Origin of the sequence: Pontibacter qinzhouensis (assembly GCF_008017455.1) — a bacterium.
Classification (GTDB): domain Bacteria; phylum Bacteroidota; class Bacteroidia; order Cytophagales; family Hymenobacteraceae; genus Pontibacter; species Pontibacter qinzhouensis.
Genome location: NZ_VRTY01000067.1, coordinates 1 through 16,489, shown reverse-complemented (window position 1 = coordinate 16,489; position 16,489 = coordinate 1). Strand labels below are relative to the sequence as shown.

Sequence of the window (16,489 nt, the reverse complement as noted above, 5' to 3'; positions counted from 1 at the left end):
TACAAAACAATCATCTTTTTATCTCTTGAATCCAAGTCTATAAAGCCATTTGCTTTACGTAGCTTCAATTAGCATTTCCTGATGCGTACATTGCTAAAAACAATACTTAGGGTCTGGCGAAAAAGTCACAAGCATCTAAAAATGAGCAACTTGTCATAATTTCAAGTTGCTCAAGTGCAAGGTTTTTAGCTTATAACAGTCATAACCCTTGCACTTACTAGCACACTGCAACCCTAATAGTCAACTAACTTCAGAAATACGAGCCATATTTACCCATGTATTTAAACAGCCAAAACAGATATGTTTGCCTTTATTACAGTTAAGATAAAATATAAAAATGCCCTCATACTTCCAAAATTGCCACATTTTACTGCTTGTCCTAAGCTTTAATGAACGTTGCCAGTAACAGCAAATGAATATATAGTTATAGGATGAAGATGAGCAGCTTTAGTAATAAAGGACTTTTTAACCAGACCCTACTTAACCCACAATGAAATGAAATCGATAAAAAAAGCTTTCGTGGCTTCAGCTGGCTCCTGCTGGTGAACATCTTCATCCTGCAGGGCTCCGAGGAAGACGTGCCGAAACCTGAGGACACCGGGAACTTAGTATCGGCCACCTCTGTAGGCACCATTCCAAAAACTGCAATACAGGCTTTGGCGCAGACCTCTGGCTTTGGCAGTGCGGTGAACCTTCTCAAGTATGATATCGCCTTCTACAGGTTCACCTATAAGACCACCTATAAGGGGAACGAGACAGAATCCTCCGGTATGCTGGCTATTCCGCAAGGCACACCAGACCCGCCAGCTTTGCTGAGTGCACTGCACGGCACCATGTTTGCTGATGCCGACACTCCTTCCAACTTCCCCGCCACCTTTACAGACTTTGAACTACTGGCCTTGGCCGGTTATAGCACCCTAATCCCAGACTTTATCGGCTACGGTGTATCTGAAGAGATTTTTCACCCTTACTACGATGAGCAGCATTCGGCCCTTGCCGTTGTGGATATGCTCAAAGCAGCCGATTAAGCTCCCGGTCAACGGCTAACCTGTTCCTAATTGGCTATTCAGAGGGCGGCTATGTGACCATGGGCGCCCAGAAGGAAATAGAAACCAACCTGGAGCATAGCCTAACGCTGACAGCGGTGGCGGCAGGGGCCGGCGGATATGACTTGACTGGTATGCTAACCGGCATCGCCACTGCCACCACATATACGGAGCCTTCTTTCCTTGCTTTCATAGTATAGGTTATAACACCACCTACGACTGGAACCGCCCCTTGACAAACTTTTTTCAGGAGCCTTACGCCAGCCGTACACCGAATTTACTGAACGGAACCATAAAGCGGGAGGCAATAAATAAACAACCAATTGACCGCCAGCCCACCTGCCTTATTCAATCCTGCGTTTTATGCCGACTTGCTAAACCCGAACGGGGAGCTTGCCCTGAAGCAGGCATTGATTCGCAATAGTATGTTGAGATGGGTGCCGCAAAGCCCCGCCCGCCTTTATCAAGGTACCGCTGACTATATGTACAACAAGACCAAATAATTCGTATCATAAATAGAGCGGGAGCTGGCGTACATGTAGTACATCAGCCCTTTTTTATGCTTACTGTTGAACTAGATGATCATGCTTTTCGATCTGAATTCTATGCTGCCATGACTATAGCTGCTTGTTACTTGTATAGCTTTACAGTTCCGGCCACCACGGTCTAAGCTAGCGGAAGCACCGAAATGTATGACTACCTCCTTCGAAACATTAATTAAATACTTTAAAAACTATTTCCCGCTGAATGAAGAGGAGCGTGAAGAGTTATCAAGACGCTTCTCTGAACGTAAGATAAAACGGCGCGGATTTATATTGCAGCAGGGCGATGTATGCCGTCACTTCACCTTCGTAGTATCGGGCTGTTTCAAAATGTACGCGGTGGACCCTACTAGCAAGGAGCATAATTTACAGTTTGCACCTGAAAATGACTGGATAACCGACTTGAGCAGCTTTTACTCTGAAAAGCCGAGTGGCGCTTATATAGAGGCTATAGAGCCATAAGTAGTCCTTCAAATAAACCATGCAGATCTGCTTTATCTGTACACGCACTTTCATAAATTTGACCGCAACTTTCGAATAATTATTGAGCAACAGTACATTGAGCTACAAAACCGGGTGCTGCAAAACATCAGTTCAACTGCAGAAGATCGTTACCTATCATTCCTTGAGCAATATACAAATTTAGCTAATCGACTGCTCAATACCCAAATCGCATCCTACCTGGGCATTACACCAGAATTCCTGAGTAAGATCAGAAAAGATTTGACTTACAAAGCCTGATTCACAAGCTACCTAGCTTCAAGGCTTAAACTAGTTTAAGGGTATTTATTAAGATAATATATTGGCCTAACATGCTTATATGCCAGATCTTTGCATTGTTTTTAAATTACATGATAATGCACAGATTCTTAAAAGTAAGGATTTTTCTGGTCCTAATGATCATGGCTAATGCAACCTTTAGTCAGGTCCAAGCTAAAAAACAACTAAGGCGCTTCCTGCAAGCTAAACCTTCTTCGGCTGATGCCATGCCTTACGGCAACAATCCCAAAGCAGAACATTACGTGAAAGCCGGAAATGCGAGAGTCTACTATGAGGTGTATGGCAAAGGAGAGCCTATTGTTGTCCTCCATGGCGGCGTGGTGGGCTCTACCTACGAGATATCACATATTACATAGACAGCCTATCTCAAAGCCGTCAGGTCATTGCCGTATCTACCCGAGGGCATGGCAAATCGGAAATGGGCACGGGGATTCCCACTTACGAGCGCAAGGAAGAGGACGTCAATGCCGTTATCAGCGCGGTGACAAAAGACAGTGTGACTGTTTTGGGTTTCAGTGACGGGGCATACACAGGATATTTTCTTGCCGCGTAGCATCCGGAGAAAGTGAAGAAGCTGATTGCCTTTGGTGCCGGGGAGTGGAAACAGGGTTTCCGAACTTTCAACAATACCCAGCAAATACTATTCAGCATGGACAGTCTCTACTTTAAACAGCAGCTGGCCTTAATGCCCGAACCGCAAAAATTTGACGAGTGGTTAGTGAGCCTGAATAAGTACTATACCTCGGTAACCATAGGTGAAGTAACGTTGAGTGCCATCCAGGTTCCTGTTCTGGTGATGGCAGGCGAGTTGGGCCGGAACGCCCCGCTGAAGACTGTCATCGCAGCTTATAAAATGATTCCTCATGCGCAGTTGAGCAATATTCCCAATATGCCTCACCCTGTCTTTCTGGTAAACTTCCCGGCAGTATGGGCAAGTATGAAGCCTTTCCTGAAACAGTAATTTATACTCGCACACTGAGACTGTCTTCTGAAGGGCTTAAATCAAAGTATTAATTAAAAACATCAAATAAAATGGCAAAACTCGAAAACATAACAAAAGAGGTACTAACACATCATCTCACCGCCTTTGGTAGCAACAACCTTGAAGAAATCATGAAAGATTATACAGAGGAGTCAGTAGTGCTGACGCCAGATGGCCCTTTAAAAGGACTTGCTGCAATCCGTAAATTCTTCGAGGACTTTTTCATAACCATACCTACAGGCTCTGCCTTTGAAATGAAACAGCTGACAGTTATCGGCTATGTAGCTTACATAGCATGGTCAAGGGAATCGGCAGTTGCCAAAATCCCAATAGGATCGGACACGTTTTTCCTGGAAGGCGACAAAATCAGGTTCCATACGGTTGCCGATTACAGGATAGCCAGGTAAGCGGGAGAAACCTCTTCGTTTGCAGCAAAGGCTGAAATAATTGAGGAAATAAAATAAATGGTTGAAACAGTAAAAGAGTAAATAAATGAAAACGCAAACAGAACAGGCAGCAGTTGAAAAATTGCTCAGCCAGTACGCACAAGCTTTGAACACAGCTGATGCGCCCTCCATTCCATCTTTCTATACCGAAGACGGGCAGTTTATGCCGCATGGTTTTAGGGTGCTCTCTACCGGTGAATTAGTTAAAAGAAGCAATAACTACTTCAAGAAAGTGCGCTTTCAAATCGACTACTACGTTCAAAATACGATAGTTGACGGCGGATATGCATTCGTACAGGCCACAGCAAAAACAATTACTACCGATTTTGCCACCAATAGGGAAGCTCAACAAACAAGCCGAGACTTCTTTGTTCTGCGTAAAGAGCAGGAGGAGTGGAAAATCTTCCGCTACACCTTCAATAATTTGAAGAGCAGTAATGGGAATTATAAGGTATTCAATCACTCCATTTAAGCGCATGAATAATTGTTAGAGTGATTTAAATTAAAAGATAAGAAATTTCATAACGGTGATAATGAGCTGTTTCCTGCTCATTATCACCGATTTATTTTCCCAGAAACTCAAGCTTGATGAAAAAGGGCTTGAACCGGTGAATGTGTCTATATCAACCGAAAAGTTGAAGGGCAGAAAGGCAGTGAAAGCAGTGAAGGATACTGCGGTGAAAGCGTTTGACGAAGCCACCTTTATCAAAGTAAGCGGGACTGACTTCAAAGATGGGATAATAGAAGTTAAGGTGCTGAGCCGGCTTCTGGAAGATGCACCTGAATTCGCCCGAGGTTTTATGGGCGTTGCTTTCAGAATCAACGAGGAAAATTCAAAATTCGAGTGCATATACCTCCGTCCGACCAACGCTAGGGTCGACAACCAAGTGAGACGGAATCATTCCATTCAGTATTACTCTTACCCTGACTTCAAGTTTGAGCGGCTTAGAAAAGAATCGCCGGAAGAATATGAATCATACACGGACATGGGTTTGAATAAGTGGATTACAATGAAAATCGTAGTCAAGGGTAAACAAGCCAAACTCTTCATAAATGACAATAAGCAGCCCTCACTTATTGTGAATGATCTAAAACATGGAGAAAACGCCACAGGTGCCATCGGTCTTTGGGTGGATATTGGTACAGAGAGATTCTTTACAAATCTGAAGCTCTATACCGACTAATCATATCGGTTCCGTCTGATTCAAGTGCATAACATGATCCTACCTTAAGCATAAGCAGTGAAAGCAGCAGTATTATATCAACCTGGCGGTGCTGAAAACTTCGTATTGGAGAATAGGCCCATCCCTACTCCTAACGCTGATCAGGTATTGGTCAGGGTAAAAGCATTCGGTCTGAACCGCTCGGAACTGATGACGCGCAAAGGTTTATCACCAAACGTTGGGTTGCCAAGGGTGCTGGGGATTGAATGCGTAGTGGAACTTGACCCAGCAGGAAAATTAAAGCCGGGGCAGAAAGTAGCTGCTTTTATGGGGGGCATGGGACGGGACTTTGACGGAAGCTACGCGGAGTATGCGGTTCTTCCCCAATCCTTGCTCTATCCATTTGAAAGCCATCTAAGCTGGGAGCAGCTGGGGGCCATACCCGAAATGTTCCAGACTGTTTACGGCTCATTGCACCTTGCGCTGAAAATAAAACCTGATGAAACCCTGCTTATCAGAGGCGGCACTTCCTCAATTGGTATGCTGGCTACCCAGCTGGCTAAAAGGAGCGGACTTACCGTACTGGCTACCACCAGAAAACCGGATAAAAGGGAGCTGCTGTCAGGCAACGGAGCTGACCACTTACTCATCGATGATGGCAGCCTGGCAGAAAAAGTGAGGGCCATTTATCCTGATGGCGTAGAGAAGGTTCTGGAGCTGGTCGGTGCCTCCACCCTGAGGGACTCGCTGCACTGTACCGCTCCCGGGGGCACGGTATGCATGACGGGTATGCTGTCCGAACAATGGTCAGTGGCAGATTTCGCACCCATGGAATACATCCCCGCTACTGTCCACCTCACGATTTACGACAGCGGGCAGATCAGAGTAGACCAGCAAAGCTTTCAGCAGTTTATCCGCGATGTGGAAGCAGGTGCCATTCGGCTGAGCATCAGCAAATCATTCCGACTCAGTGAGATTGTAGAAGCGCATCAGTTTATGGAAAGCAATTCGGCTGGCGGAAAGCTGGTTGTTCTCACAGGGAATTAAAGTTAAAAATAAAACCATGCATCATGAATTCAACTAACTGCCCTGTGAATGCACTTGCGCAGACCGATACCCTATTGAAGAAATTTCGTGAGGAGGTACAGAAAAGACTTCCCTCGAAATACTTCTACGACAAGACAGGGGACATGCTGTTTCAGCAGATCATGGCTTGCCCGGAATACTATCTGACCAATTGTGAACTTGAGAAATTTCAAAGCAAGGCAGCCGAGCTTGCTAAAATCCTTACTTCCGTTAACGGAGCATTTAATCTGATTGAACTAGGGGCCGGTGACGCCACCAAATCACAGTACCTGCTCAGGTACCTGGCAGACCAACAGGCTGGCTTCACCTAATATATCCGGCAACATCCTGTCGGTTCTTTAAACCAGGCTGAAGGCAGAAATAACAAGCTTAGACATCACATACCTGGAGGGGAATATTTTGACATGCTCAGTATAGCTTCGGAGCTTTCAAGCAGACGCAAGGTAGTCATGTTTCTAAGGGCAAACATCGGCAATATGGAGCCTCAGCTCGACTTTAGCATTTTTCAAAACGTGCAAAACCCGCCATTTAAGCTTGTTTGAATAACTTTTTTATTTTTGGATGTCGTGAAATTTACTCGATATTCAAAAATGTAATCTTTAAATAGCCTTTATCAGAGCATATGACTATTCTTGATTTCTAAAAATGCTAAAGTCGAGCTCAGGAGGCTGCTGTATTCTGCGATAAACTTTGGGCGCATTTGAAGCCGGGTGATCTGGTGCTGCTGGGCTTTGATCTAAAAAAACACCCAGAGACTATCTGGGAGGCTTATAATGACAGAGCAGGTATTACCGGCAGGTTTAACCTGAACCTGCTTAAGCGCATCAACCGAGAGCTTTACGGTGATTTCGAGCTGGATGCGTTTGAGCATTACCTATACTTACGACCCTGGTAACGGAACCTGTAAAAGCTACTTGGTAAGTCTACGGGACCTAACAGTCGTTATTGGCGGCGGCAGGGTTGTGTTTGGCCATGATGAAACCATCTTTGTGGAGATTTCACAAAAGTATACATTGGAAGAGGTAGATAGTCTTGCCAGAGCATCAGGTTTTGCACCGGTCTACAACTGCTCCGATTCCAAAAGCTGGTTTGCCGATGTTATCTGGAAAGTAGTTTAGACCTTTTCGTTTTTCAATCTAGGAGCAAGTTATTAGAACAATACAAAGTTGTAAGAAAACTTACGGAAGATATTTGTGCGCCACTTCAAAAAGAAGATTACGTGGTGCAGCCTGTGGTGGATGTCAGTCCTCTAAAATGGCATATGGGGCTATATGACCTGGTTTTTTGAAACCTTTGTGCTGAAGCCTTCCTTGCCAGTTTGACCCCCGGTATAATTACGTCTTTAATAGCTACTATGAGACGGTGGGAGCAAGAGTGGTGCGCACAGACAGGGGCAACCTGAGCCGGCCTGATGTAAATGATATTTACCGCTACCGTAGCTATGTAGATCAGGAAGTAACTCGTTTAAATATAAACGGAAAATGGATGCACTACACTTTGGCAGGGCTACAGGAGGTTCCGCTTGCAGAATCCGTATGCCACATCAGTTATTATGAGGCTGCTGCGAATGCGGCATGGAAGGGGATGCGGCTACCGACCGAGGCGGAGTGGGAAGTCGCGGCAGATTATTTTGATTGGGGTAAACGCTGGGAGTGGACCAACAGTGCTTACCTGCCTTATCCGGGATACAGAAGGGCGGCCAGTGCGGTTGGCGAGTACAACGGGAAATTCAAGGTAAGCCAAATGGTGCTCCACGGTGCTTCTGTCTCTACGCCAGCAGGGCACAGCCGCAAGAGCTACCGCAACTTTTTCCATCCGCAGCACCAATGGCAGTTTAGCGGAATCAGGCTTGCTGAACAGTAGGGACATGGCTGGGTAAAATGGTCTTCTGCAGGTAGTTTAGGAACAAGCATAGACAGGAGCTCTTCACTGGTAAGAACCACTCTCTACTAGCATGTGTAAATTGAGCAGTCAGGGGATTACGGCCAATTTTAAATTTTATCTGTAATTTAGCTGACGGAATAGAAAAACACTTTCTACTAAGTATGAACAAGAAATATTTAAGACACATCCAAACCTTGTTTGTGGTCCTACCTATGACCCTCATTATGGCTTTTGTAGGTATAGCCCGGAACTACGGTTTTGTTGAGGACTGGGGCTATAAGCTTATCCATTCATGGACGGCGATGGTCCCGGTTGCATACATTACAGCATTCTTCATTATTCCATTCGCAAAAAAGCTGGCTGAAAGGGTGGCTGCAAGACCCTAGTTAAACCGAAGGCACTTTTGCTACCAGTACGGTTGCTGTGACGCATAACTCTTTGCCTGCAAACAGTTCGCCGTTTAAAAGAACGGAAATTGTTATAGTTTTGCAGATTGAAGGACATAGGTGAAACGAAATGAAGAGAAATTCATTTCGTTGAAAAGAAGGGAGTGTAATCTAAACTGTGTCATTTCCTTATTTCAGTTTACTGGCCCTTTTGCTGTTCTGGCGTGAGTCCTTATAGCAAAAGGGCCAAACTTTTGAAGTGCGTTTCACTTCAAATCCAGCTGCATCCTGTCCCCGAACCAGATCGCTAGCTGCTGAGCCGTCTGGCTCCAGTCGGCAAGCGGCATGACCCTCTTCTTGCTGATGTTCTGGTGCGAGAGGTAAATGAGCTTCATCAGGGCCATGTCTGAGGGGAAAGCCCCCTTGGTTTTGGTCACCTTCCGTACCTGGCGGTGTAAGCCCTCAATGGCATTGGTGGTGTAGACAAGCCTCCTGATCGGCTCTGCGTACTTGAAGTACGTGCTCAGCTTCTCCCAGTTTCGCTGCCAGCTCTCAAGCACCTTCGGGTATTTCTTCACTTCTCCTCCAGTTCCAGCAGCCGTAGCTCGGCCAGTCCCTTGCTTTCTGCCCTGTAGACTGGCTGGAGGTCCCGCATGAACTCCTTCTGATCTTTAGAGGCTACATATTTGAGGCTATTGCGGATCGGACGATGCAGCTCTGTACTTCTGCCTGCGGAAAAACACTGGTGATGGCCTCGGCAAAGCCTTTGAGGTTGTCGATGCAGGCAATGAGCATATCCTTCACGCCCCGCTGCTGCAGGTCGGTGAGCACCGAGAGCCAGAAATTGGCACCTTCACTTTCCGATACATTCACGCCCAGCAGCTCTTTGTAGCCGGTGCGGTCAATGCCCAAAATATTGTAGACAGCTTTGGAAACTGTGCGCCCTTCCTGCCTTACCTTGTAATGCATGGCATCGAGCCAGACGATGCAGTAGAGCCCATCCAGCGGCCTTGCCTGCCATTCCTTTACCTGGGGCACAATCTTCTCTGTCAGGGCAGAGAGCGTGTCGTGGGAGATATCCATGTCGTACATCTCCTTGAGGTGAGAGGAGAGGTCCCGAAAGCTCATCCCCAGGCCGTACATGCTCAGGATGCGGGGCTCCAGGTTCTCAGCCAGGATCGTCTCCCGCTTTTTGATAATCTGCGGCTCAAAACTCGAGGAACGGTCACGGGAGCTCTCCAACTCGATAGTGCCGTCTGTGGTGCGAACCTGCTTTGTTACTTTACCGTTGCGACGGTTGCCTTTCCCGCGTTCCTCCTCATCCAGATGAAGGTCCATTTCTGCCTCCAGGGCTGCTTCTAAGAAGTGTTTTAGAATGGGAGCCAGTGCTCCGTCTTTACCGAAGGTGGGTTTGCCGCTTCTGAACTCCTTCAGAAACTGGCGCTTGATCTTCTCCAGATCCAGGCTGTTATTCTCTTCCATGATTGCTGTGTTACAAGTAATACTACGATTCCTTTGACACAGTTTATTTTACAGCCTCGAAAAGAAGGGTAAAAGCGGCCTATGGTTGTATTTTCATTGTGATAGCCTTAATTTGGGCTTGGAAGGTTGATGATTTTAAACCAGACCGATACGATATTATTGGCGCGTTGATAGCTTTGCCTGGGGTTTGGGCTATCATTTACATGCCCAGAAAATAAAGCACGTACCACGATTATTTAAGAAATTCCACTTCTCAAAAGCGCATTCGCTGAATTCGGATAGCATTTAGAATTGCTAAAAAAGCGACCCCGACATCGGCAAATACGGCTTCCCACATGGAGGCCACGCCAAAGGCCCCGAAAGCCAACACCAATGCCTTCACGCCGAAGGCCAAGCCAATGTTCTGCCAGACGACCCAATTCGTACTTTTCCCTATATTGATGGCCGTGGCTATTTTAGAAGGCTGGTCATTCTGAATCACCACGTCGGCGGTTTCGATGGCTGCATCCGAGCCCAAACCGCCCATTGCCATTCCCACATCAGCCAACGCGATAACCGGCGCATCATTGATACCGTCGCCAACAAAGGCTACATTTCTGCCTTCCTTCTTAAGGGCCTCTACCTTGCTTACTTTATCCTCCGGTAATAACCCGCCAAAAGCCTGGTCAATATTCAACGATTTTGCCACCTTCTGCACGATATTATCCTTATCCCCGGATAGCATCACTATGTTCCTGATGCCCAGCCCGTGCAGCTGCTCAATAGCCGCCTTAGCATCTTCTTTGATTTTATCGGCAATGGTGATATAACCGGCATACTGGTTATTGATGGCCACCAATACGATACTCTCCACAATGGCATCAACTTCCGCCGGGTACCCCACATTGAATTTCTTCAACAGTTTACTGTTCCCGACTAAGAGTTCTTTACCGTCAACCATTCCTTTCAGGCCGTGGCCGGATATTTCCTCCACGTCTTTTACATCTTTCTGCTTGTAACCCTCACCGTCATGAGCCACCACGGCTAAGGCAATGGGGTGGGTGGACTTGCTTTCCAAGGCTGCCGTAAGGGCTAGAAACTCGGCCTTGTCCCAGCCATGTACCTGTACCTCCTGCACCTGAAAAACTCCTTCAGTCAAAGTCCCGGTTTTATCCATTACGATGGTATCCACCTTTGTCATTAAATCCAGGTAGTTGGACCCCTTAAACAGAATGCCATTTTTGGATGCCGCCCCGATTCCCCCGAAATAACCCAAGGGAATAGAAATGACCAAGGCACACGGACAGGAGATTACCAGAAAGATTAAAGCCCGGTAGAGCCAATCATTGAACACGTAATCGTCCACAAAGAAGTATGGAATAACAGTCAGCGCAACGGCCATATAAACCACCACCGGCGTATAGACTTTAGCAAACCGGGTTATAAACTGCTGGGTTTTGGCTTTGCGGCCACTGGCCTGTTCCACCAATTGCAGAATCTTGGAAAGGGCACTGTTCTCGTAGGTAGAAATGACTTTTAGTTGAATAACCTGGTCCAGGTTAATCATGCCAGCCAGTACTTTCTCACCTTTGGCTTTGGTATCCGGTTTGGATTCACCGGTAAGCGCTGCCGTGTTGAAAGAGGAACGCTCTGAGAGAAGCTCCCCATCCAAGGCTACTTTTTCGCCGGGCTTTACCTCTATGACATCGCCGACTTTAACCTGCTGCGGGTTAATAGGCCTTACCTGACCCTGTTGCACCAAGCCTACAATTTCCGGCCGGTTATCTAGCAACGCCCTTATGGATTTGCGGGAGCGGGCCACAGCCGCTTCCTGGAAATGCTCCCCGATAACATAAAACAACATCACCGCTACGCCCTCGGCATATTCGCCGATATAGAAAGCCCCCAGGGTGGCTATTCCCATCAAAAAGAACTCATTGAAAACTTCGCCTCTTCCAATGTTCCCGGCAGCATGGATGAGAACTTTTCCCCCAACCAATAGATACGCCATACCATAGACTCCTAACCGGATATAGTCGGTAAACCAATCTATTTTGAAATAATCCAGCGCTATGCCGCTTAAAAGTATAATTAGGCTTATGATCGTAGGGGCGTAAGAAGCTCCTTCGTGCTCTTCCTGTTCATCCTGGGCACCGGGTTTGCCGGATGGCACCTCACAACAGCCCTTTTCATCGGTTTTGACAGGTCCCGGTTGTTCAGCGGTTCGGGGAGAGGTAATCTCCATCGGTTTCAATGGAGCACTAGGAGTGTTATTTTCAGTTGTTTTCATTATCCTACGTTTAAAGGTTAGCATTTGCCTGCCGTATGATAGCCTGCAAATCATTGGGAATAGGCATCGGTCTCCAGGCGGAAACATTTGCTCCGCCTGTGTTGCCCAGAGGGATCGCCCCTGCCCAGGATTTTAAGCCGCCTGCCAGGAGCCGAGGTATCTGCCCCATTATCTCCCTTGCATTCCGGGTTTGTATCCCCAAAAGGAGCATCTTAAAATGCACGGCAGTATGCTCCAAGGGGTAAGGCTGCCCCAGAATATGAGCCCGTTCCAGATGTGTCCAGGCCTCTAGAATGTCTCCTTTTAGCAAAAATTCCCGGTAAGAGCCTAACTCCTGTCGGAAAAACGGCCGCAATGTCTTCGGCATGTTCCGGTTGAATTTCATGGTGACTTCCTGTTTTGAAACAAAGGTAGGGCCGCATGCTCTGCAATGGCATTGCATTTTAACCGCTACATGTACCGCAAGTGCCTTTCACGAGGAGGTTTACCTCCTCTGTTTTGAATTTCTCCGGCAAAGCGATATCGGGAATGCGGGACTTCGGCAAACAAAACGTCTCGCGGCATTGGCTGCAGAAAAAATGCACGTGCAGGTCGTGGTGCTCCAGGGTAGTGCAATCATCGGGGCATAGGGCATACTTCACCGCCCCGCTGCCGTCGTCGATGCTGTGCACCAGGCCTTTTCCCTCAAACGTTTTCAGGGAGCGGTAAAGCGTTATCCGGTCCGCCCGGTGAAAATAGGCTTCCAAATCGCTCAGGCTAACGGCGGCCGGTTGCTTTAAAAGGTAGTCCAGCACCAGCAGCCGCATGGCCGTGGGACGGACTCCTTTCTGTTGCAAAGTTTTATCTAAATCCTGTAGCATAAAGTCAAAAGTCAATGCCCGTGTCCGCCTTCTTCGGAGTTTCGCATCTTGGCAAGCAGGGAATAAGCACCTTTTGTCACAAAGTTTGTGTTAGCGGTATCTGTATCGGCGGGAAGCGCCACCTGCACAAAATTTTCTACCTCCGCGCCCTTCTCTATAGGAACCATGCGGAACTTCTTCATCACCGCTTCGCCCTCCTTTTCCTGTCCGGTGTACAGGAAAAGGAAGTCCTGCCCGTTTTCCTGCACCACGGCTTCCCCCGGAAGCGACAGCACCTCGCGGCCGTCCAACGCCACCTGGGCTTGCACATACATGCCGGGTATCAGCTCTTTGTCTTCCTCGTCCATATGGGCATGCACCCGGACTGTTCGCTCCGGGCTGATTTCCTTGCCGATCAGGTAGATGGTGGCCTGGTGCTGCGCTACCGCCTCGTTGGGAAGGGAATAGCGAACTTTCTGCCCTTTTTTTAGGATGGCCACGTCTTTCTCAAACACCGTTAGCTCCACGTGCAGGTGGTCGGTGTCGGCTATCCGGAACAGCACATCCGTGGGGTTCACGAACTGCCCGACATTGGCGTTGATGTAGGTGACAAACCCGTCTAATGGAGCAAAGAGGGGCAGGATGCGCCTGATTTTACCCTCCCGCAGGGAAGACGGAACAATGCCTATAATCTTAAGCCTTTCACCCAACGCCTCCACCTCTGACCTGGCGGCTCTGTATTCAGCCGTGGCCTTTTGGAACGCCTTGCCTGAGGTGACCTGTTCTCGGGACAGTTCCTTCTGCCTTTGGTATTCCTGCTCCAGATAGACCAAACTGCTTTTTGCCTCCAGGTATTCCTGCTGCAGCGTCACGAACTCCGGGTTTTCAATACTGGCGATTTGCTGCCCTTTCCGGACACGCATGCCTTCCAGCAGCTCCGTGTTTTTCACATATCCGCCCAATGGGGCACTCACGGAGGCCATGTTCTGCGGCGGCAGGTCCAGCCTGCCGGTTAAAGTCAGTATATTGCTCAGGTTGCGCATCTCGGGCTTCCCAAGGGTAATGCCCGCCACGCGGTACTGCTCCTCGGTTAGCTCTACCATCTGAGGATGCTCTTCGTGCTGTTCTTCTGCCTGCTCCTCCCCGGACTCCTGCGCTGGTTCGGATTCCTTCCCGCAGGAGGAGAAAAGCAAGAGGCCTAAGAGGAAAAGCAGGTGTATATGGTTTATCCTTTTCATGAAATTTAATTTGGCTTAAGTAGGCTATGGTTGGTTTTCTGTGATGAATTGCAGCTCAATGACGGCCTGGTCATACTTATATAGTGCCTCCAAGTAATTTACCCGGATAGCCAAGGCCCTGTTCAGGTTCAGGAGGTAGTCCTGGTAGTCAATCTCGCCAGCCCGATAGGCTTTTGTTGCCTGGGTTATGATGAGTTGAGCCTGGGGCAGCGCAGTACGCTCGTAGTACCCGACGCTGGCCTGGAACTTGAGCGCCTGCTGACGCGCCGCCTCCACCTGGGCTTCCAACTCATTGCGAAGGTGTTGCAGGTTCTGGTGCGCGATTTGGGTCTGTACCCTTGCCGCCTCAATCCGCTTCTTTTGGGGCTTTGCCCACAGCGGGATACCCACCCCGACCATTACTTCCTGACCCGGTTCCAACTCCGTCATTCCCCTGTCCCCGTGACTGCCGGCAATGGCTCGGTTGGTATAGCCCAGCCTCAGGTCCGGCAGCAGTTTTGCCCGTTCCAGTTCAGTCTCTGCTTCTCGTACCGCTACCTGTTGCCGGGCCAGCCGGAGCCCTGGGTTCTGTTCCACCAGTTGCTCGGCATGGATGGGCAAAGGCAGCCGGTTAAGCGTTGTGTCAGCCGTGGCCACTAAGCTGTCGGTTACCAGCAAAGCCTGTAGCCTTGCCTGGAAAGCAGCCCTGTCGGCTCTTGCCTGGAACGCATTGTTGCCTACCTCCGCAAGCTGCGTTTCTGCCGTCACCTGCTCCAATAGATTCGTTTCCCCGGTTCTGAGCCTTACGTTGGCTGCCCGGAGAAACTGTGAATACAAACTATCCTGATAGGTGAGCAGTTGCAATTGGGAAAGGGTGTACACCAGCCCATAGTAATTCAACCGGACATCCCGGACAATTTCCCGCTGGCGTTGGGTCAGGTTTATTTTGCTTACCTCCACCAGTTCTTCCGCCAGTTTCGCCTGCCTGGCATAGACGGTCGGGAAGGGCAGGGACTGCGTGAGGGATATTTCATTGTCGTACTTCCCGGACTCCAGCTTTCCGGTGGAAAACTGCAGCTGTGTTTTGTCAACGTCCCAGGCGGTACCCTGGAGGCTTTGGCTTCGCTTGATGCCGAGCCTCACCGCCTCTACGGATGGGTTCTTCTCAAGTGCCCTATTCACCGCCTCCTCCAGGGAATAAACTTTTACTGGTTTCTGCTGCTGCGCCTGTGCGGCAGGGGCAGCAGCCAGCACCAAGGCTGCCGTAACAATAAATAGTGAAAGGGAAGCCGGTAGCCCACCCCGTTCCAGGCTATTGCCCCTCTTTTTCATAACATAGCCTTCTATCAGCATGTAAAGCACGGGCAGAACCACCAGGGTGAGCATCGTGGAGGTAACCAGTCCTCCAATCACTACCGTTGCCAATGGCTTCTGCACCTCGGCACCCGCTGAATTGGAGAGGGCCATGGGCAGGAAACCCAGCGAGGCCACGGTAGCCGTCATGAGCACCGGGCGCAAACGCACGGCGGTACCGTTCAGCACTACCTCCCGCAGGTTCTGGACACCGCCTTCCTTCCGTTGCCGGTTAAACTCGGCAATCAGCACGATACCGTTCAGTACGGCTACCCCAAACAGGGCTATGAAGCCGACCCCGGCCGAAATACTGAAGGGCATACCCCGGAGCCATAGCGCCAGCACCCCCCCGATGGCAGACAGCGGAATGGCCGTGAAGATGAGCAAGGAGTGCCGGACAGAGCCGAAGGTGAAGAAAAGCAGCAGGAATATAAGCGCCAGGGCAGCCGGAACGGCCACCGAAAGCCGTTTATTGGCTTCCTGCAAATTCTCAAATTGGCCGCCGTAGGTCATAAAATAACCCGGCGGGAGCTGTAGCTGCCGGTCAATCTTTTGCTGCACTTCCTCCACTACGCCGGCAATGTCGCGGCCCCGCACGTTGAAGCCCACAATGATGCGCCTTTGGGCATCCTCGCGCTGTATCTGGTTCGGGCCCTGGCGGTACTCAATAGCGGCTAGCTGCTCCAGCGGCACCTGTCTTCCGTTTGGTGCCGTGACATAAAGCTGCCGTACATCTGTGATATCCTGCCGCTGCTCCTGCAGGAGCCGCACCACCAGTTCAAAGCGGCGGTCTCCCTCATACACCATTCCGGCACTTTGCCCGGCAAAGGCGGCGTTGATGGCCTGGTTCACCGTCTCCACATCTAAACCAAACTTGGCAATCTGCCTACGGTTAATGTCCACCACGATCTGCGGCAGACCGGAGACCTGCTCCAGATACAGGTCTTCGGCTCCTCCCACGGCAGCTACCACCATGCCTATCTCTTTTGATAGCCGGGTCAGTTCTTCCAGGTT

General features: G+C 49.0%; 17 protein-coding genes and 4 pseudogenes. 15 read left to right on the top strand and 6 right to left on the bottom strand.

Annotated elements, in window-relative coordinates; all coding sequences use genetic code 11:
• The first annotated feature begins 542 nt into the window (after positions 1-542).
• The 14 genes and pseudogenes from FVR03_RS16355 (at position 543) to FVR03_RS16305 (ending at position 8,315) form a co-directional block, all read left to right on the top strand.
• Positions 543-1,028: an alpha/beta hydrolase gene (locus FVR03_RS16355; RefSeq protein WP_147922838.1), complete on the top strand. Its 486-nt coding sequence runs from the start codon at positions 543-545 to the stop codon at positions 1,026-1,028.
• Positions 1,029-1,087: 59 nt separating this feature from the next.
• Entirely contained in the window at positions 1,088-1,246 is a 159-nt protein-coding gene (locus FVR03_RS24480) for a hypothetical protein (protein ID WP_187270190.1), read from the top strand.
• A 492-nt stretch (positions 1,247-1,738) separates the two neighbouring features.
• On the top strand, positions 1,739-2,050 hold the full coding sequence (locus tag FVR03_RS24755) for a Crp/Fnr family transcriptional regulator (RefSeq protein WP_222707253.1): 312 nt from the start codon (positions 1,739-1,741) through the stop codon (positions 2,048-2,050).
• Between the two features lie 524 nt (positions 2,051-2,574).
• Positions 2,575-2,724: a hypothetical protein gene (locus FVR03_RS24475; protein ID WP_187270189.1), complete on the top strand. Its 150-nt coding sequence runs from the start codon at positions 2,575-2,577 to the stop codon at positions 2,722-2,724.
• A 209-nt stretch (positions 2,725-2,933) separates the two neighbouring features.
• Positions 2,934-3,329 (top strand): alpha/beta fold hydrolase, encoded by a 396-nt coding sequence (locus FVR03_RS16345; protein WP_147922837.1) that lies wholly within the window; start codon positions 2,934-2,936, stop codon positions 3,327-3,329.
• A gap of 71 nt (positions 3,330-3,400) precedes the next feature.
• Positions 3,401-3,757 (top strand): nuclear transport factor 2 family protein, encoded by a 357-nt coding sequence (locus FVR03_RS16340; RefSeq protein WP_147922836.1) that lies wholly within the window; start codon positions 3,401-3,403, stop codon positions 3,755-3,757.
• 85 nt (positions 3,758-3,842) lie between these two features.
• The gene (locus tag FVR03_RS16335) at positions 3,843-4,268 is read left to right on the top strand and encodes a YybH family protein (protein WP_147922835.1); all 426 of its coding nucleotides are present in this window, start codon (positions 3,843-3,845) and stop codon (positions 4,266-4,268) included.
• 61 nt (positions 4,269-4,329) lie between these two features.
• Positions 4,330-4,980, top strand: a complete 651-nt coding sequence (locus FVR03_RS16330) for a hypothetical protein (RefSeq protein WP_147922834.1) — start codon at positions 4,330-4,332, stop codon at positions 4,978-4,980.
• Positions 4,981-5,037: 57 nt separating this feature from the next.
• Positions 5,038-6,006 (top strand): zinc-binding alcohol dehydrogenase family protein, encoded by a 969-nt coding sequence (locus FVR03_RS16325; RefSeq protein ID WP_147922833.1) that lies wholly within the window; start codon positions 5,038-5,040, stop codon positions 6,004-6,006.
• A 23-nt stretch (positions 6,007-6,029) separates the two neighbouring features.
• Positions 6,030-6,356, top strand: a complete 327-nt coding sequence (locus FVR03_RS16320) for an L-histidine N(alpha)-methyltransferase (RefSeq protein ID WP_147922832.1) — start codon at positions 6,030-6,032, stop codon at positions 6,354-6,356.
• Between the two features lie 359 nt (positions 6,357-6,715).
• Positions 6,716-6,940, top strand: a pseudogene (locus tag FVR03_RS24990) (L-histidine N(alpha)-methyltransferase); the annotation flags it as partial.
• Between the two features lie 19 nt (positions 6,941-6,959).
• Entirely contained in the window at positions 6,960-7,163 is a 204-nt protein-coding gene (locus FVR03_RS24985) for an L-histidine N(alpha)-methyltransferase (RefSeq protein WP_255474261.1), read from the top strand.
• Positions 7,148-7,908 (top strand): annotated as a pseudogene (locus FVR03_RS16310) (SUMF1/EgtB/PvdO family nonheme iron enzyme). The gene FVR03_RS24985 and the pseudogene FVR03_RS16310 overlap by 16 nt, the downstream one beginning before the upstream one ends.
• A gap of 182 nt (positions 7,909-8,090) precedes the next feature.
• Positions 8,091-8,315, top strand: a complete 225-nt coding sequence (locus tag FVR03_RS16305) for a DUF2798 domain-containing protein (protein WP_147922831.1) — start codon at positions 8,091-8,093, stop codon at positions 8,313-8,315.
• A 266-nt stretch (positions 8,316-8,581) separates the two neighbouring features.
• On the opposite strand, the pseudogene FVR03_RS16300 reads toward FVR03_RS16305, so the two are convergent.
• Positions 8,582-9,797 (bottom strand): annotated as a pseudogene (locus FVR03_RS16300) (IS256 family transposase).
• 44 nt (positions 9,798-9,841) lie between these two features.
• Between FVR03_RS16300 and FVR03_RS25215 the strand changes: the two are divergent.
• Positions 9,842-10,015 (top strand): annotated as a pseudogene (locus FVR03_RS25215) (YnfA family protein); the annotation flags it as partial.
• A gap of 35 nt (positions 10,016-10,050) precedes the next feature.
• Here FVR03_RS25215 and FVR03_RS16290 read toward each other — a convergent pair.
• The 5 genes from FVR03_RS16290 to FVR03_RS16270 form a co-directional block, all read right to left on the bottom strand.
• Positions 10,051-12,066 carry a heavy metal translocating P-type ATPase gene (locus tag FVR03_RS16290; RefSeq protein ID WP_147922830.1) on the bottom strand — a complete coding sequence of 672 codons (2,016 nt, stop codon included), beginning with the start codon at positions 12,064-12,066 and terminating at the stop codon, positions 10,051-10,053.
• 10 nt (positions 12,067-12,076) lie between these two features.
• Positions 12,077-12,433, bottom strand: a complete 357-nt coding sequence (locus FVR03_RS16285; protein WP_255474260.1) for a DUF3703 domain-containing protein — start codon at positions 12,431-12,433, stop codon at positions 12,077-12,079.
• Between the two features lie 76 nt (positions 12,434-12,509).
• Positions 12,510-12,926 carry a Fur family transcriptional regulator gene (locus FVR03_RS16280; RefSeq protein ID WP_147922828.1) on the bottom strand — a complete coding sequence of 139 codons (417 nt, stop codon included), beginning with the start codon at positions 12,924-12,926 and terminating at the stop codon, positions 12,510-12,512.
• 11 nt (positions 12,927-12,937) lie between these two features.
• The gene (locus tag FVR03_RS16275; RefSeq protein WP_147922827.1) at positions 12,938-14,143 is read right to left on the bottom strand and encodes an efflux RND transporter periplasmic adaptor subunit; all 1,206 of its coding nucleotides are present in this window, start codon (positions 14,141-14,143) and stop codon (positions 12,938-12,940) included.
• A gap of 24 nt (positions 14,144-14,167) precedes the next feature.
• The coding region (locus FVR03_RS16270; protein ID WP_187270188.1) for an efflux RND transporter permease subunit at positions 14,168-16,489 on the bottom strand (2,322 nt) is incomplete at its 5' end.

Coding starts and splice junctions, on each gene's coding strand:
- FVR03_RS24480 (WP_187270190.1), top strand. CDS start 1,088: ATGGGCGCCCAGAAGGAAATAGAAACCAACCTGGAGCATAGCCTAACG.
- FVR03_RS24755 (WP_222707253.1), top strand. CDS start 1,739: ATGACTACCTCCTTCGAAACATTAATTAAATACTTTAAAAACTATTTC.
- FVR03_RS24475 (WP_187270189.1), top strand. CDS start 2,575: ATGCCTTACGGCAACAATCCCAAAGCAGAACATTACGTGAAAGCCGGA.
- FVR03_RS16340 (WP_147922836.1), top strand. CDS start 3,401: ATGGCAAAACTCGAAAACATAACAAAAGAGGTACTAACACATCATCTC.
- FVR03_RS16335 (WP_147922835.1), top strand. CDS start 3,843: ATGAAAACGCAAACAGAACAGGCAGCAGTTGAAAAATTGCTCAGCCAG.
- FVR03_RS16330 (WP_147922834.1), top strand. CDS start 4,330: ATGAGCTGTTTCCTGCTCATTATCACCGATTTATTTTCCCAGAAACTC.
- FVR03_RS16320 (WP_147922832.1), top strand. CDS start 6,030: ATGAATTCAACTAACTGCCCTGTGAATGCACTTGCGCAGACCGATACC.
- FVR03_RS16305 (WP_147922831.1), top strand. CDS start 8,091: ATGAACAAGAAATATTTAAGACACATCCAAACCTTGTTTGTGGTCCTA.
- FVR03_RS16290 (WP_147922830.1), bottom strand. CDS start 12,066: ATGAAAACAACTGAAAATAACACTCCTAGTGCTCCATTGAAACCGATG.
- FVR03_RS16285 (WP_255474260.1), bottom strand. CDS start 12,433: ATGCCGAAGACATTGCGGCCGTTTTTCCGACAGGAGTTAGGCTCTTAC.
- FVR03_RS16280 (WP_147922828.1), bottom strand. CDS start 12,926: ATGCTACAGGATTTAGATAAAACTTTGCAACAGAAAGGAGTCCGTCCC.
- FVR03_RS16275 (WP_147922827.1), bottom strand. CDS start 14,143: ATGAAAAGGATAAACCATATACACCTGCTTTTCCTCTTAGGCCTCTTG.